15 protein-coding genes and 1 tRNA gene are annotated in these 15,222 nt (G+C 61.5%); all 16 read left to right on the top strand.

Features of this window, described 5'->3' with window-relative positions; genetic code table 11:
• The first annotated feature begins 87 nt into the window (after positions 1-87).
• Positions 88-549, top strand: a complete 462-nt coding sequence (locus LPW29_RS11655; RefSeq protein WP_238628151.1) for a cobalamin biosynthesis protein — start codon at positions 88-90, stop codon at positions 547-549.
• Entirely contained in the window at positions 546-1,262 is a 717-nt protein-coding gene (locus tag LPW29_RS11660) for a TVP38/TMEM64 family protein (protein ID WP_238628152.1), read from the top strand. The genes LPW29_RS11655 and LPW29_RS11660 overlap by 4 nt, the downstream gene beginning before the upstream one ends.
• A 68-nt stretch (positions 1,263-1,330) precedes the next feature.
• Positions 1,331-2,836, top strand: a complete 1,506-nt coding sequence (locus tag LPW29_RS11665) for a protein adenylyltransferase SelO (protein ID WP_238628153.1) — start codon at positions 1,331-1,333, stop codon at positions 2,834-2,836.
• Positions 2,837-2,929: 93 nt separating this feature from the next.
• Complete coding sequence (locus LPW29_RS11670; protein ID WP_090254620.1) at positions 2,930-3,361, top strand: DUF1289 domain-containing protein; 432 nt, start codon at positions 2,930-2,932, stop codon at positions 3,359-3,361.
• Positions 3,362-3,560: 199 nt separating this feature from the next.
• Entirely contained in the window at positions 3,561-5,492 is a 1,932-nt protein-coding gene (thrS, locus tag LPW29_RS11675) for a threonine--tRNA ligase (protein WP_090254622.1), read from the top strand.
• Positions 5,493-5,495: 3 nt separating this feature from the next.
• The gene (gene infC / locus LPW29_RS11680; protein WP_090254624.1) at positions 5,496-6,014 is read left to right on the top strand and encodes a translation initiation factor IF-3; all 519 of its coding nucleotides are present in this window, start codon (positions 5,496-5,498) and stop codon (positions 6,012-6,014) included.
• A gap of 88 nt (positions 6,015-6,102) precedes the next feature.
• Entirely contained in the window at positions 6,103-6,300 is a 198-nt protein-coding gene (gene rpmI, locus LPW29_RS11685) for a 50S ribosomal protein L35 (RefSeq protein ID WP_090254626.1), read from the top strand.
• A gap of 27 nt (positions 6,301-6,327) precedes the next feature.
• Complete coding sequence (gene rplT / locus LPW29_RS11690) at positions 6,328-6,681, top strand: 50S ribosomal protein L20 (protein ID WP_090254628.1); 354 nt, start codon at positions 6,328-6,330, stop codon at positions 6,679-6,681.
• 172 nt (positions 6,682-6,853) lie between these two features.
• Positions 6,854-7,873: a phenylalanine--tRNA ligase subunit alpha gene (gene pheS / locus LPW29_RS11695; protein WP_090254629.1), complete on the top strand. Its 1,020-nt coding sequence runs from the start codon at positions 6,854-6,856 to the stop codon at positions 7,871-7,873.
• Between the two features lie 18 nt (positions 7,874-7,891).
• Positions 7,892-10,270, top strand: coding sequence for a phenylalanine--tRNA ligase subunit beta (pheT, locus tag LPW29_RS11700; RefSeq protein WP_238628154.1), 2,379 nt, complete (start codon positions 7,892-7,894; stop codon positions 10,268-10,270).
• Between the two features lie 3 nt (positions 10,271-10,273).
• Positions 10,274-10,573 carry an integration host factor subunit alpha gene (gene ihfA / locus LPW29_RS11705; RefSeq protein WP_025281356.1) on the top strand — a complete coding sequence of 100 codons (300 nt, stop codon included), beginning with the start codon at positions 10,274-10,276 and terminating at the stop codon, positions 10,571-10,573.
• Positions 10,554-10,937 (top strand): MerR family transcriptional regulator, encoded by a 384-nt coding sequence (locus tag LPW29_RS11710; protein ID WP_090254633.1) that lies wholly within the window; start codon positions 10,554-10,556, stop codon positions 10,935-10,937. The genes ihfA and LPW29_RS11710 overlap by 20 nt, the downstream gene beginning before the upstream one ends.
• Before the next feature lie 55 nt (positions 10,938-10,992).
• Positions 10,993-11,069, top strand: a tRNA-Pro gene (locus LPW29_RS11715).
• A gap of 50 nt (positions 11,070-11,119) precedes the next feature.
• Positions 11,120-12,481, top strand: coding sequence for an AmpG family muropeptide MFS transporter (locus LPW29_RS11720; RefSeq protein WP_238628155.1), 1,362 nt, complete (start codon positions 11,120-11,122; stop codon positions 12,479-12,481).
• Between the two features lie 50 nt (positions 12,482-12,531).
• Entirely contained in the window at positions 12,532-13,593 is a 1,062-nt protein-coding gene (locus LPW29_RS11725; RefSeq protein WP_238628156.1) for a hypothetical protein, read from the top strand.
• A partial coding sequence (recJ, locus tag LPW29_RS11730) for a single-stranded-DNA-specific exonuclease RecJ (protein ID WP_238628157.1) occupies positions 13,590-15,222 on the top strand: 1,633 nt, incomplete at its 3' end. The genes LPW29_RS11725 and recJ, both read left to right, overlap by 4 nt.

Raw genomic sequence — 15,222 nt, forward strand, 5'->3', positions numbered from 1 at the left:
TGCGCCCGGCCATTGAAGCCTGATTTTCATCATACACATTATCCGCGGCAGGGAAAAAAGACCCATGGATAAGCTTGGTTTTGCGCGATGCCTGAACACGACCGCCCATTCATGACCGGCTCGGGTGCCTTGCCGAGGCGGGTGCTGGGTCTGGGGTGTCAACAGGGTATCTCCCTTGAGACCCTGCGGGGCGCCTTGCAAGAGGCCCTGGCGCAGGTGGGCGCAGATATGGAAAGCGTGATGGCGCTGGCCACTTTCGAAGCCCGCGCAAGGGAGTCGGCCATCACGACGCTGGCGCTGGAGCAAGGTTGGCCTCTGTATGCCTATACCGCCGAGGCGCTGGCTGGCGTCACCGTATCCCATCCATCCGAGCGGCTGCGTCACTTGACGGGGACCCCCTCGGTGTCCGAGGCGGCCGCCATTCTGGCTTCAGGTGCCCAGGCAGGCGACATGATGCTGGAAAAGTATGTGTATCGGGGGGCGGATGGAGGGTATGTGACCGTGTCGATCGTCGAATTGAACCCAATGTGCGCCAATAAGACCCCTTGAACCCACCCATCCCTACAAAATACCTGCCGTGGATCCTGGGGCTGTTGGGGCTGTTCCTGCTGACGGCCACCTGCGCCGGTGTTCAGTTCGGCGGCGACATCATTCGTTGGGTGGCCGGTTTTCAAGAGCCGCTGGTATCTGGCGTGGATGCCCGTCCCATGCTGGCCGCTGCGATCTATGTATTGGTGGTGACCATCGGCAAGATCACGCCTTTCCCCGGTGGATTTCTGCTCATGCTTTCCGGTGGGTTTTTGTTCGGAGCCCCCTTCGGGGCGGTGTTGAGTGCCCTGGGATCCGCCTCCAGTGCGGTGATGGTGGGCGTCATCGGTCGATGGCTATTCTTCGAGGCCATTCACCGTCGCTGGGGAGCGCACCTGACACCCTATGAGGATACGCTGGCCGCCAATGGGTTCAATTTCATTCTGGCCGCTCGCCTGTTTCCCATCGTGCCTGCGTGGATCATCAACCTGATCCCGGTCGTATTTCCGGTTCCTTTCCGGCATGTATGGATCGCTACCTTCCTGGGGCTCATCCCCCTTTCATTCATGGTTGCCAGTCTGGGTGAGGGCCTCTCCAATCTGACGCAGGTGGAGGGGCTGAGCCCATCCGATGTGATCAGACCCTCCCTGGTCCTGCCGCTGGCGGGATTGGCCTTGCTGGCACTCATCCCTAGCGCGGTTCGGCTCTGGGGTCAGCGCCTTCGTGATCGGTGAAAGGATTGATGTTAACCTGATAAATTAGATCAGGTATTTCCCGACCATGACACTTGGAAGGTTGCACCATGTCCACTGCGCCCGTGCTGGAATCCACGACGTCCCCCGTGACCTTCGACAACCGTTACGCTCGCTTGCCGAAGCCTTTCTTCGTCCGCATGAACCCGACGCCCGTGGCGTCCCCCCGACTCAGGGCTCTGAATACCGGCTTATGCGGAGAACTGGGCATCGATCCGGGGGCCTTATCGGAGGATGCGTGGGCCCAGGCCCTGGCCGGTAATGCCGTGCTGCCCGGTTCCGAACCCCTGGCCATGGCCTATGCGGGACACCAGTTCGGCCACTTTGTGCCTCAATTGGGTGATGGTCGGGCCCTGTTGCTGGGGGAGGTAGTGGATCGGGCGGGGGTTCGACGCGATATTCAACTCAAGGGGGCGGGGCCCACACCATTCTCCCGGATGGGGGATGGTCGGGCGGCACTGGGCCCCGTGCTGCGTGAGTATCTGCTCAGCGAAGCGATGCATGCCATGGGGGTCTCCACCACCCGCGCACTGGCGATGGTCACCACCGGCGAGACGGTGTACCGGGAGGAGCCCCTGCCGGGCGCCGTGCTCACTCGGGTGGCCCAAAGTCACATCCGTGTGGGCACCTTCCAGTTCTTCGCGGCCCGGCGCGACCCTGCGGCAGTGAAATCCTTGGCGGACCACGTCATTGAGCGTCATTACCCGGAGGTTCGGCAGGCATCTTCTCCTTATCTTGCCCTGCTGGAATCGATTGCTGGCCGTCAGGCCGAACTGGTGGCCCGTTGGATGCTGGTGGGGTTCATCCATGGGGTGATGAATACGGACAACATGGCCGTTTCGGGTGAGACCATTGATTATGGTCCCTGTGCCTTCATGGATACCTACCACCCTGGCACGGTGTTCAGTTCCATTGATCAGCGAGGGCGATACGCCTTTGCCAATCAGCCTGAAATTGCTCAATGGAATCTGGCACGACTGGCGGAGACCCTGTTGCCACTCATCGATGATGACGCATCCAGGGCCATCGATCAGGCCACGCAGGTTCTGGAGGCCTTCCCGTCCAGTATCTCCACCCACTGGCTCGCCGGTATGCGTGACAAGCTGGGACTTCAAACGAAAGAGGACAGCGATCTGGAACTGGTACGTGAGTTGCTGGATATCATGCGCAAGCAGGAGGCGGATTTTACTCTGACCTTCCGTTATCTGAGTGATCTGGCTGCCGGCGAGGAGGTTCACACACGGGTACGGTCGCTGTTCAATCATGCCCAACCCTTCGATGTCTGGTTGCCGTGCTGGCAGGCCCGAGTGGCACGTGAGCCCCATGGGGCAGGTGAGCGCGGGGCCCGGATGCGACGCGTGAATCCGGGGTATATCCCGCGTAATCATCGTGTGGAACAGGCCATTAGGGCTGCGGTAAGCGAAGCGGACTTCGGCCCGTTCGAGCACCTGCTTGGCCTGGTGACACAGCCGTTTCAGGACCACCCCGGACAAGAGTCCTTCATGCAACCGGCCCGGCCGGAAGAGCGGGTCCATCAGACCTTTTGCGGCACCTGATAGCCGAGGGTTCATGCGTGTTCGAGGCATGCGCCCGGGTTAGGATAGGGCGGTGGACCATCACTCAGCCATTCCAAGGAGTCTTTTCATCCCATGCAGAGCCCGTGCATCCATGTCTGCCAGACCGAGGAGGGTCGGTGCATCGGCTGCGGCCGCACCCTCATGGAGATCGCCGCCTGGACGCGGTTTACCGACCGGGAACGCAAGGTCATCATGGAGCGGCTTCGCGAAGAGGGGTATGGGGACGCGCCATCCGATGCCCCGGTCCGTGCTCCCCGGCCCCAGGCCGCAAACCATGAGGAAGACCCGAAGCCGGCGGAACAGGCCGGCATTCCCCGCAACATTCAGATCACCGAGGCTGATCGGCGCCGGCCTGAGTCGGTTTGCATTGACGGCATCCGCTATGGCGAGCAGATTGTGGATCTGGTCAAGGCGTTGCAGGGCATTGCCCAGGGTGGGCATGATGCCGCCACCTGCCGATCCATGGCCCTGCAAGCCCTGCAGCGACCCGCCGGCCGCCGCTGAACCACCTTGTCTTGGGGGCCGTAATCCTTTAGCCTGATCGTCTATCCCGGATTCAAGTGATCCGGGTCGCGATACGCAGCCCAGGCTGCAAACCTTGCCTACTCCGGGCCCACGGTTTGCGGCCTTTTTAGTGGGGGGCTCCCCCAAACACATCAACGTGCACGGCCCCGCGTACAGGCCGGCGCAGGAGACATTCGATATGCCCGTAATCACCCTTCCCGACGAAAGCCAGCGCCACTTTGACGCGCCCGTCACCGTGGCCGATGTGGCCGCCGATATCGGTCGAGGCTTGGCCAAGGCCACTCTGGCCGGCAAGGTGGATGGCCGCCTGGTGGATGCCAGCCATTGCATTGATGACGATGCACGTCTGGCCATTGTCACCGACCGCGATCCCGAAGGCCTGGAAATGATCCGTCATTCCACCGCCCACCTTATGGCCCATGCGGTCAAGAGCCTGTTCCCCAGCGCCCAGGTCACCATCGGACCGGTGATAGACAATGGATTTTATTACGATTTCGCCTTTGATCGGCCCTTTCATCCGGAAGATCTGGAGAAGATCGAGGCCAAGATGAAGGAACTGGCCAAGGCGGACATCCCTGTGGAGCGCAGAGTGATGCCCCGGGACGAGGCAGCGGAGTTCTTTCGGGCTCAGGGGGAGGAGTACAAGGCCCGCATTATCGAGGATATTCCTCAGAACGAGGATATCTCCCTGTACACCCAGGGTGACTTCGTTGACCTGTGCCGCGGCCCCCATGTGCCCAGCACCGGCAAGCTCAAGGCCTTCAAGCTGACCAAGGTGGCCGGGGCGTACTGGCGGGGTGATTCCAACAATGAGATGCTCCAGCGCATCTATGGCACCGCCTGGCCCAACAAGCAGCAGCTGGAAGACTACCTGCACCGCCTGGCCGAGGCAGAGCGCCGGGATCATCGCCGCATTGGCCAGGAACTGAATCTGTTCTCGATACAGGATGAGGCCGGTGGCGGTCTGGTGTTCTGGCACCCCAATGGCGCCCGGATCCGCCGCGCCGTCGAACAGTTCTGGTACGACATGCACGAGCGCGCCGGTTACGAGTTCCTCTATACCCCCCATATCGCCAACCTGGAGTTGTGGAAGACCTCCGGGCACGCTGATTTCTACGCGGACTCCATGTATGAGCCCATGGAAGATGACAATCAGTCCTTCCAGCTCAAGCCCATGAACTGCCCCTTCCACGTGCTGGTTTACAAGGATCGGCTGCGTTCCTACCGGGATCTGCCCCTGCGCTGGGCAGAGATGGGAACGGTGTATCGTCGGGAGATGTCCGGCGCCCTGCATGGATTGATGCGGGTACGCGGATTCACTCAGGATGACGCCCACATCTTCTGCCGCGAGGACCAGATCGAAGGAGAGATACTGCGCATTCTGGATCTGACCCTGGATGTGCTGCGCGCCTTCGGCTTTGAGGACTTCGACATCAACCTCTCCACCCGCCCGGACAAGGCGGTGGGTTCCGATCATATCTGGGAGCATGCCACCGCTGCCTTGCGGGGTGCCCTGGAGAAGAAAGGGCTGGCGTACGAGCTGGATGAAGGAGGCGGCGCCTTCTATGGCCCCAAGATCGACATCAAAATCCGCGATGCCATTGGTCGTCAGTGGCAGTGTTCCACCGTGCAGCTGGATTTCAACCTGCCGGAACGGTTCGATCTGGAATACGTGGCGGATGACAATCAGCGCCGTCGTCCCATCATGGTCCATCGGGCCTTGCTGGGCTCCGTGGAACGCTTCTTCGGCGTACTCATCGAACATTACGCCGGATCTTTCCCCCTGTGGCTGGCACCGGTACAGGCCCAGGTACTCACGATTACCGATCGGCAGGACGATTATGCTCAGGAAGTGGTGCAAACCCTGCGAGCCCAAGGCCTTAGGGCTGAAATGGACTTGAGAAACGAGAAGATCGGCTTTAAAATCCGCGAGCACACTTTGCAGCGGGTGCCTTATCTTCTGGTGTTGGGAGACCGGGAGATGGAAACCCGATCCGTGGCCGTAAGGTCCCGCACCGGGCAAGACCTGGGAACCATGGACCTGGATGCACTCATTCAGCGTCTGTCCCGGGAAGTGGCGGATCGCGGCCGAACCATTGTGGAGGATTAAAGTATCAGCGCTGGAAAAGAGAACCGACTCAACGAGCAGATCAGCGTCCCGCAGGTCCGCCTCATCGCCGAGGACGGAGAGAACCTGGGGGTCATGCAGACTCGCGACGCCATGAAGATTGCCGAAGAGGCTGAACTCGACCTGGTCGAGATCGTGCCGACCGCGGATCCACCGGTTTGCCGGGTCATGGACTACGGTAAGTTCAAGTTCGAGTTGAGTAAAAAGACGCAGGCTGCCAAGAAGAATCAGAAACAGGTTCAGATCAAGGAAGTGAAGTTTCGTCCAGGCACCGATGAGGGCGACTACAACGTCAAGATCCGAAATCTCACCCGGTTTCTGGAACACGGCGACAAGTGCAAGGTCACCATTCGTTTCCGGGGTCGGGAAATGGCTCACCAGGAATTGGGTGGCAAGCTGCTGGATCGGATTGAGCAGGATCTGGAAGAACTGGCTACCGTGGAACAGCGGCCCAAGATGGAAGGTCGCCAGATGATCATGGTGCTTGGGCCCAAGAAGAAATAATGCATAAAACGGATTCACGGGTTCCGGTACACCTGTGCGTCCCGATCAACAGGACCGCCGTGAAGGCGGCCTTACCAGGAGTTCGAAGATGCCGAAGATGAAGACCAACCGAGGCGCCGCCAAGCGCTTCACCAAGACCGGGGCAGGGGCGTTCAAGCGCAATCAGTCCCACCGTCGTCACATCCTGACGAAGAAGAGCACCAAGCGTAAGCGTCAGTTGCGTTCGGCCTCCCATGTCCATCCCTCGGATGTGGCTGCCGTTCGCCAGATGCTGCCCCACCGCTAAACCGATTCTTCATCAGGAGTACGAGATATGCCCCGAGTCAAAAGAGGTGTAACCGCCCACGCCCGGCACAAAAAGGTGCTGAAGAAGGCGAAGGGTTACTATGGTGCCCGCGGTAATGTCTATCGCGTTGCTGCTCAGGCCGTCACTAAGGCCGGCCAGTATGCCTATCGTGACCGCCGTCAGCGTAAGCGCCAGTTCCGCGCCCTGTGGATTGCTCGTATCAACGCGGCGGCCCGCCAGTTCGATCTGTCCTACAGCCGCATGATTCACGGGCTGGACAAGGCCGGTATCGAGATCGACCGCAAGGTGCTGGCTGATCTGGCCGTGCATGATATTGCCGCTTTCGGTCGCATTGCCGAAAAGGCCAAGGCTGCCCTTTAAGCGGGTCTCCATGGCAGGGCTGGGGGCTTAGGCCAGACCGCTCGCCGAGACAGGCTGCCTGGGACGTCCGTTATGGGCTGGCTTTGCACCCCCAGGGGGCGCGCTATGTAAAAGGGGAAAGGCCTGGCCTTTCCCCTTTTTTGTTTTCACTGCCAACGACGGAAAGCATCACGTGGAATCCCTCTCCAAACTGACCGAAGCGGCGCTCAATGCCATCAAGGGTGCCAAGGATCTGCGCAATCTCGAAGATTTGCGCGTCCACTTTCTGGGCAAGAAGGGCGTGATCACCGAGCAACTCAAGACCCTGGGGTCCCTGCCGGTAGAGCATCGCAAGCAGGCGGGACAGGCCATCAATCAGGCCAAACAGTTGGTCAATCAGGCCCTGGATCAGCAGCGTAGCGTGCTGGAGGCCGCCGCCCGAGAGGCACGTCTGGCCTCTGAAACGGTGGACATCACCCTGCCGGGACGTCGTCAGGAGTCGGGGGGAGTGCACCCGGTCACGTTGACCATCGAGCGCATGGAGCGATTGCTGGGGCAGTTTGGTTTCCAGGTGGCCGAAGGCCCGGAGGTGGAGGACGACTACCACAACTTCGAGGCCCTTAATATTCCTTCGCATCACCCGGCTCGGGCGATGCACGATACCTTCTATTTCGATGCCGGCACCCTGCTGCGCACCCACACTTCGCCGGTCCAGGTGCGGGCCATGGAGGGGCAAACCCCGCCGCTTCGTATCATTGCCCCGGGGCGCGTCTATCGCTGCGACTCCGATCTCACCCACAGCCCCATGTTCCATCAAGTGGAAGGACTGCTGGTGGATGAGGGTGTCACCTTCGCCCAGTTGCGAGGGGTGCTGGATACCTTCCTGAGGGCCTTCTTCGAACAGGACGACCTGCAAACCCGCTTCCGGCCCTCCTATTTCCCTTTCACCGAGCCGTCGGCGGAGGTGGACATCCAGTGCGTGCACTGTGGCGGGAATGGATGTCGGGTATGCAAGCACACCGGCTGGCTGGAGGTCATGGGCTGCGGCATGGTGCATCCCAATGTCTTCGAGCACGTGGGCATCGACAGCGAACGCTACACCGGCTTCGCCTTTGGCTTGGGGGTGGAGCGCATGGCCATGCTGCGCTACGGCGTCAACGACCTGCGTCTGTTCTTCGATAACGACGTCCGCTTCCTGCGCCAGTTCGTCTAGCTAATAAGGTAGTCATTCATGAGAATCAGCAATCATTGGCTCGGCCAGTGGGTGGACCATCGCTTGACCGTGGAAGAACTGGGGCATCGCCTGACCATGGCTGGCCTGGAACTGGATGCCATTGAGGCGGCCGCCGGTGCGTTTACAGGTGTCGTGGTGGGGCAGGTGCTCTCGGTCAAGCCTCATCCCGATGCCGACAAGTTGCGCCTATGCCTGGTGAACGATGGGGGTGGGGAGCCGGTCCCCGTGGTCTGCGGTGCCGCCAATGTGTATGAGGGCATGAAGGCACCCTTCGCGCCGGTGGGTGCAACGCTGCCCAATGCCTTCACCTTGAAGAAGATCAAGTTGCGCGGTGCCCCCTCTCACGGCATGTTGTGCTCCGCCCGCGAACTGGGCCTCTCCGAATCCAGCGACGGTTTGATGGAGTTGCCGGCTGATACGCCGGTGGGGCAGGACCTGCGCGAACTCCTCAGTCTGGATGACCATATCCTCGAGGTGGATTTGACACCCAATCGGGCTGATTGCCTGAGCCTGTCGGGTGTGGCCCGGGAAGTGGCCACCCTGACGCGTCAGCCACTCAAGGTCGTGGAAGCACAACCCGTTGCGGCGGCCTGCGATGACACGTTCCCGGTGCGTCTGGACGCCCCCGCGGATTGCCCACGCTACGCCAGCCGGGTGGTGCGGGGCGTGGATGCCGCTGCATCCACGCCCGTCTGGATGCAGGAACGCCTGCGTCGCGCGGGGATTCGCAGTCTGGGGCCCCTGGTGGATGTGACCAACTATGTGATGCTGGAGTTGGGGCAGCCCATGCATGCCTTTGATCTGTCGGTATTACGCGGTGCCATCATCGTGCGCCGTGCCCGGGAGGGCGAAGTGCTCAAGCTGCTGGACGAAAAGGATCTCACCCTGAGCGGCGATGACCTGGTGATCAGCGATGAGGAAAAATGCCTGGCCCTGGCAGGCATCATGGGCGGTGCTGCCAGCGGCGTAAAGGAAAGCACCAGGGATGTCTTTCTGGAGTCAGCGCATTTTGCCCCCATGGCGGTGGCGGGTCGGGCCCGTCATCATGGCCTGCATACCGACTCCTCCCATCGTTTCGAGCGGGGCGTGGATCCCGAACTGCCGTCCCTCGCCCTGGAGCGTGCCACGCAGCTCCTGTGTGAGATTGCAGGTGGGCAGCCAGGGCCCGCGCAGGTGGAGGAGAGTCAAGGCCATCTGCCGGTCCGCACCACGATCGACTTCCGGCCTGCGCGTGCGAATGCCTTGCTGGGTGCCGATATTGCCCCGCCAGTCATGCAGGAGATCCTGACCCGTCTGGGCTGTCAGGTAAATGATGCGCAGACCCCCTGGCGGGTCATGCCCCCCTCTTTTCGCTTTGACCTTGCGATTGAGGCAGATCTGATCGAAGAGATTGCCCGGGTGCATGGCTATGACACCCTGCCCACCCACCTGCCCGCGGTTCAACCCCAGGTGAGCTGGCTGGATGAGGCACAGGTATCGACCCGTCGCATGCGTGCCTGCCTGACGGATCTGGGGTACCTGGAGGCTGTGACCTTCAGCTTTGTGGACCCGGAAATTCAGGCCCGCTTCGCCCCGGGAGTGGATCCACTGAGGCTTGCCAACCCTATTTCCTCGGAGCTGGCCGTGATGCGCACCAGTTTGTGGCCGGGGTTGGTGAAGGCGGCTCAGTACAATCTCAATCGCCAGCAGGACCGCCTGCGTCTCTTTGAAATTGGCCTGAGCTTTGTGCCCCAGGATGTTGACCTAAAACAGGAAAAAATGATTTCTGGCCTGGTCTGCGGGCCGGCATGGCCCAATCAGTGGGGCCAGCCGGACCGCACCGCCGACTTCTTCGATATGAAGGGGGATGTGGAGTCCTTGCTGGGACTGGCTGGCCTGGATCGGCAGGTGGAGTGGCAAGCGTGCGAGCATCCGGCGCTGCATCCCGGGCAGTCCGCGGCCCTGCGCCTGGAGGGCGAGGTGATCGGTTGGGCAGGCACCCTGAACCCGGATCTGGAAGACTGGCTGGACCTGAACACCAGCGTGTACCTGTTCGAACTGAAACTGGAGGCCATCAACCGGGGTGAGGTGCCCAGGTTCCGAGGCCAGAGTCGATTCCCCGCCATTCGTCGGGACCTGGCGGTGCTGGTGGATGAGGGGGTGCCCGCTGCCCGGGTGGTTCAGGTGATCAAATCCATGGACTACACCGCGCTTCAACAGGTGAACCTGTTTGATGTGTATACCGGGAAGGGTGTACCCGAAGGAAGAAAAAGTCTTGCTTTGGGCTTGATTTTACAGGATTTATCCAGCACTCTTACCGACAGTCAGGTGGACGACATGATCGCTGCTGTCGTGGACAAATTACAAAAAGAGGTTGGGGCGACCCTCAGGGCTTGAGCAATGGCACTGACCAAGGCGGAAATGGCGGAACAGCTCTTTGATGAGCTGGGGCTCAACAAGCGTGAGGCCAAGGAGCTCGTTGAGTTATTCTTCGAGGAGGTGCGCACTGCATTGGAGCGGGGCGAGCAGGTGAAGTTGTCAGGATTTGGCAATTTTACGCTTCGCGACAAGAACCAGCGGCCCGGACGAAATCCCAAGACAGGCGAAGAGATCCCGATATCCGCCCGCCGCGTGGTGACTTTCCGCCCCGGGCAAAAACTCAAGGCGAGGGTCGAGTCTTATGCTGGAAGCGGGCAATAACAGCGAGTTGCCGGCCATCCCCGGCAAACGCTATTTCACCATCGGCGAGGTCAGCGAACTGTGCGGAGTGAAGCCGCATGTGTTGCGCTACTGGGAGCAGGAATTCCCGTCCCTCAAGCCGGTCAAGCGTCGGGGCAACCGTCGCTACTACCAGCGTCAGGATGTGATCCTGATCCGTCAGATCCGCAGTCTGCTCTACGAACAGGGTTACACCATCGGCGGAGCCCGGCAGAAACTCTCCGGTCAGGAAGCCAAGGAAGACACGACCCAGAGCCAGCAGATCATCCGCCAGATGCGTCTCGAACTGGAGGAAGTCCTGCAGATTCTCAAGCAGAAACCGCCCCATGCCGGAGAGCATAAATAGGTCGGCATCGCCCCTTCCCAAACCGACCTAAGTTCCCTATAATGCAGCACTTCTTCGGGGCGTAGCGCAGCCTGGTAGCGCACCTGCATGGGGTGCAGGTGGTCGGAGGTTCAAATCCTCTCGCCCCGACCAAAAGACCTCAAAAAGCCCGGCCTTGCCGGGCTTTTTTGATTTGGCCCCTGATGCATACCCCTCATACGCAACGCAGCTGGCGCAGTGCCTTTGCCGTTTATCGCCATCCCCGGGTGATCGGTATGCTGTTCCTGGGATTTGCCGCCGGCCTGCCGCTTCTGCTGGTGGGCGGCACGTTCACCGCCTGGTTGCGAGACCTGGGGGTGGAGCTGGCGGCCATCGGCTTTCTTAGTTGGGTGGGCATGGCTCATTCCATCAAGGTCTTCTGGGCCCCGGTGGTGGACCGACTGGAACTGCCCCTGCTCACCCGCTGGTTTGGCCGACGCAGGGCCTGGATGCTCCTGGCGCAGACGGTGATCGGTGGTTCGTTACTGGGCACTGCCTTGACCGACCCCACCCAACATCTCTGGTTGGTGGCCGTCTGGGCCGTGCTGGCCGCGTTCGGTTCGGCTACTCAGGATATCGCCATCGATGCCTATCGCATCGAGGCAGTCACACGGGATCGGCAGGGCGCCATGGCGGCCTCCTATATCTTGGGCTATCGGGTGGCCCTGCTGGCCGCCGGCGCTGGGGCCCTGCACCTGGCGGCGGTGGGCAACTGGAGCATCGCCTATGGGGTGATGGGGCTGCTCATGGGGGTGGGTCTGATCACCACGCTCATCATCCGTGAACCTGAAGTCACGGTGGATCAGAATACCCAGCGCCTGGAGCAGCGGGTGGTGGATTATCTGCAACGCACTCGTCACCGGGGCTGGCGTCGGGATCTGACTGCCTGGTTCATCGGTGCCGTGATCTGCCCCTTTGCGGATGTCATGAAACGCTTTGGATGGGTGGCGCTGCTCATCCTGCTGTTCATCGGCACTTTCCGCATCAGCGATATCTTCATGGGCGTCATGGCCAACCCCTTCTATCTGGACCTGGGTTTCACCAAGACGCAGATTGCCAACGTGGCCGCGGCCTTCGGTCTGGCCATGACCCTCATCGGGGCTGCCCTGGGGGGGCTGCTGGTGGCGCGCTTTGGCATCATGCGCATGCTCATCTTCACCGCCTTCCTGGCCCCGCTCACGAATCTGACCTTCTCATGGCTGGCCTTGCTGGGCCCCGAGACGTATGGTCTGGTCATGGCCATCATGGCCGACAATGTCAGTGGCGGACTGGCCATCTCCGTGTTTATTGCCTATCTCTCCAGCCTCACCAATACGGCCTATACGGCCACTCAGTACGCCTTGTTCAGCTCCCTGATGACGTTGCCCGGACAGTTTCTGGCTGGATTCACGGGCGTGTTGGTGGAGCATATTGACTGGTTCTGGTTCTTTATCTCGTCAGCCTTCATCGGCGTGCCAGCAATCGTGCTGGCCTTGGTACTGGCCCGCTGGGCCAACCCGGACCGGATTGAACGGCCCGGACAATAGATGGAGCGCATCCCGCGTGCCCTTATCCCGTGCACTCATCAGGAGCCGCCGTGACTCAATCCACACTGCACCTGTTCATCCCCGGACTCCTGCACAGGGTGCCGGAATGGCTCGCATCCTATGGTGAGGTGGGGCGGTATCCTGCACTGGAATGGCTGTTGTCCCGTGGGGCGTTGACCCCCTCCCGGGGGTGGCCCAGCGAGACCACCCTGTGTCGGCTCTTTGGTCTCACCGAGGGCACACCCGCCGGGGCCCTGACGCGCATGGCCAGCCATCCCGACGAACCACTCACGGGCCATTGGCTGTGCGCGGATCCCGTGCATCTGGAGGCAGGCATCGACGACCTGGTACTGACGGACGCCTCCCGGCTGAGTCTATCGGTGGATGAGGCCCAGGCCCTGGTGGGGCAGGTGAATGAACATTTCACCCACCGTCCCTGGACCCTGGAGGCCTCAACGGCAGATCACTGGCATATGCAGCTTCCCGAGGCGATCGATACGGGCCTGCAGACCACACCGCTTTCAGCGGCGGCGGGTCAGCGAATCAGTCAACTTTTGCCTCGAAAGAGTCCCCGTGCTGACGTCTGGCTGCAGGATCTGAATGAATTACAGATGCTGTTATATCCCGCTTCGGTGAATCACGATCGGGAGGGGCGGGGACTCAAACCCATCAACAGCCTGTGGATCTGGGGTGAGGCTCCCTTGCCAACGGCGCCCTCTCAACCTCCGTTGGCCGCCGCGTTCGGGCAGGGGCCATTGCTTGAGGGGCTGTGCCGATGGGCCCGGGTACCATGCCAGGCACTCCCGGAAAGTGCCCAGGTCTTGCTGGATACTCGCGAGGATGTGCGTTCGGGAGGCGATGACCTGGTGGTCCTGGATGATGTCTGGGCTCAGGCAGCCTACGATGACCTTCCGGCCTGGCAGACAGGCATGGAGGTGCTCGAACGCCAGTGGTTCGAGCCGCTGCTCAAGGCCATGCAGCGGGGCAGGGTGCGCAGACTTCACCTGCATGCCGGTGATGGCCAGATGGCCATCCTGGGTCCGGGGGAGTGCTGGCGATTCTGGCGCGGTTCACGCCCTTTGGGGGATCTGCTGGGGGGAGAGGCACCATGAAGGCCCACCGACGCCTGCAACGCCCCAGCGACACACCCCAGGGAGCCGATCTGCTCACCCGACTCTATGCCCATCGGGGTATCCACGACCCGGCACAGATGGATCATGCCCTGGCGGGGCTGGCCCCGACGCAGTTACTTTCCGGGGTCGAGGCGGCCAGCGCCCTGTTGCAGCAGGCCCTTGAGGAGCGTTGGTCGATCCTCGTGGTAGGTGACTTTGATGCCGACGGGGCCACCAGCACGGCCCTGGCCTTGCGTGCCCTGCGGGATATGGGAGCAACCCGGGTGGATTATCTGGTACCCAACCGCTTTGAATATGGCTATGGACTCACCCCGGAGATCGTTGCCGTGGCCCGTGAGCGTGAACCCGATCTGCTCATCACCGTGGACAACGGTATCTCCAGCCTGGACGGAGTGGCCGCTGCCCAGGCGGCAGGCATGAAGGTATTGATCACGGATCATCATCTGCCGGGTCAGCACCTGCCGCCCGCCGATGCTGTGGTGAATCCCAATCTCCCGGACGATGCATTTCCCAGCAAGGCACTGGCAGGAGTGGGGGTGATCTTCTATGTGATGGCCGCGCTGCGGGACCGACTGCGCGCCACGGACTGGTTCACCCAGCGTGGGCTGGCCCAGCCCAATCTGGCGGATCTGCTGGATCTCGTGGCCCTGGGTACGGTGGCCGACGTGGTGCCCCTGGATCGCAATAACCGGATCCTGGTGGATCAGGGATTGCGACGCATGCGCGCCGGGCGCGCCGTTCCCGGCATCCGAGCGCTACTCGAAGTGGCCGGTCGCAACCCGGCCCGGGTGGTGGCGTCAGACGTGGGGTTTGCCGTGGGTCCGCGTCTGAATGCGGCTGGGCGCATGGATGACATGTCCATCGGCATCGAATGCCTGTTGACCGATGACCCAGCCCAGGCCCGTGCCCTGGCACAGACTCTGGATGACCTGAATCGGGAACGCCGGGAGGTGGAAAAGGACATGCAGGAACAGGCACTGGTCACGCTGGAGACCCTGCTGGCTGAGCGTCCCGACCTGGCTCACTGGCATGGGTTGTGTCTCTACGAGCCCGACTGGCATCAGGGGGTGATCGGGATTCTCGCCTCACGCATCAAGGACCGTGTGCATCGCCCGGTGATTGCCTTTGCCCGAGCGGATGAGGGCACCCTCAAGGGATCGGCTCGCTCCATCCCCGGCTTGCACATCCGCGACACGCTGGAAGCCATCGCCACCCGTCATCCGGGTTTGATCACCCGGTTTGGCGGGCATGCCATGGCGGCGGGTCTAAGCCTGCCGGAGGATCACCTGAAGCCATTCCGGGAGGCCTTCGAGGCCACCGTACGCGAGACCCTGGATCCTGGCGATCTGGAGGGGATCATTCACAGCGACGGCCCGCTCCTTGATCATGAACTCAATCTCGAAACCGCCGAACGCCTGCGCGCTGCCGGCCCCTGGGGACAGGGTTTTCCGGAACCCTTGTTCGATGGTGTGTTCCATATACGGGAGCGTCGCCCGCTGAGTGATGGACGTCACTTGCGTTTGACCCTGCAGCCGGTGGATGGCTCGGTACGGGTGAACGCGGTGGCCTTCAATATCGATCCCGAGGAGTGGCCCGACGGCCTTGAGT

The organism is Ectothiorhodospira sp. 9100 (assembly GCF_022227565.1).
Classification (GTDB): domain Bacteria; phylum Pseudomonadota; class Gammaproteobacteria; order Ectothiorhodospirales; family Ectothiorhodospiraceae; genus Ectothiorhodospira; species Ectothiorhodospira marina.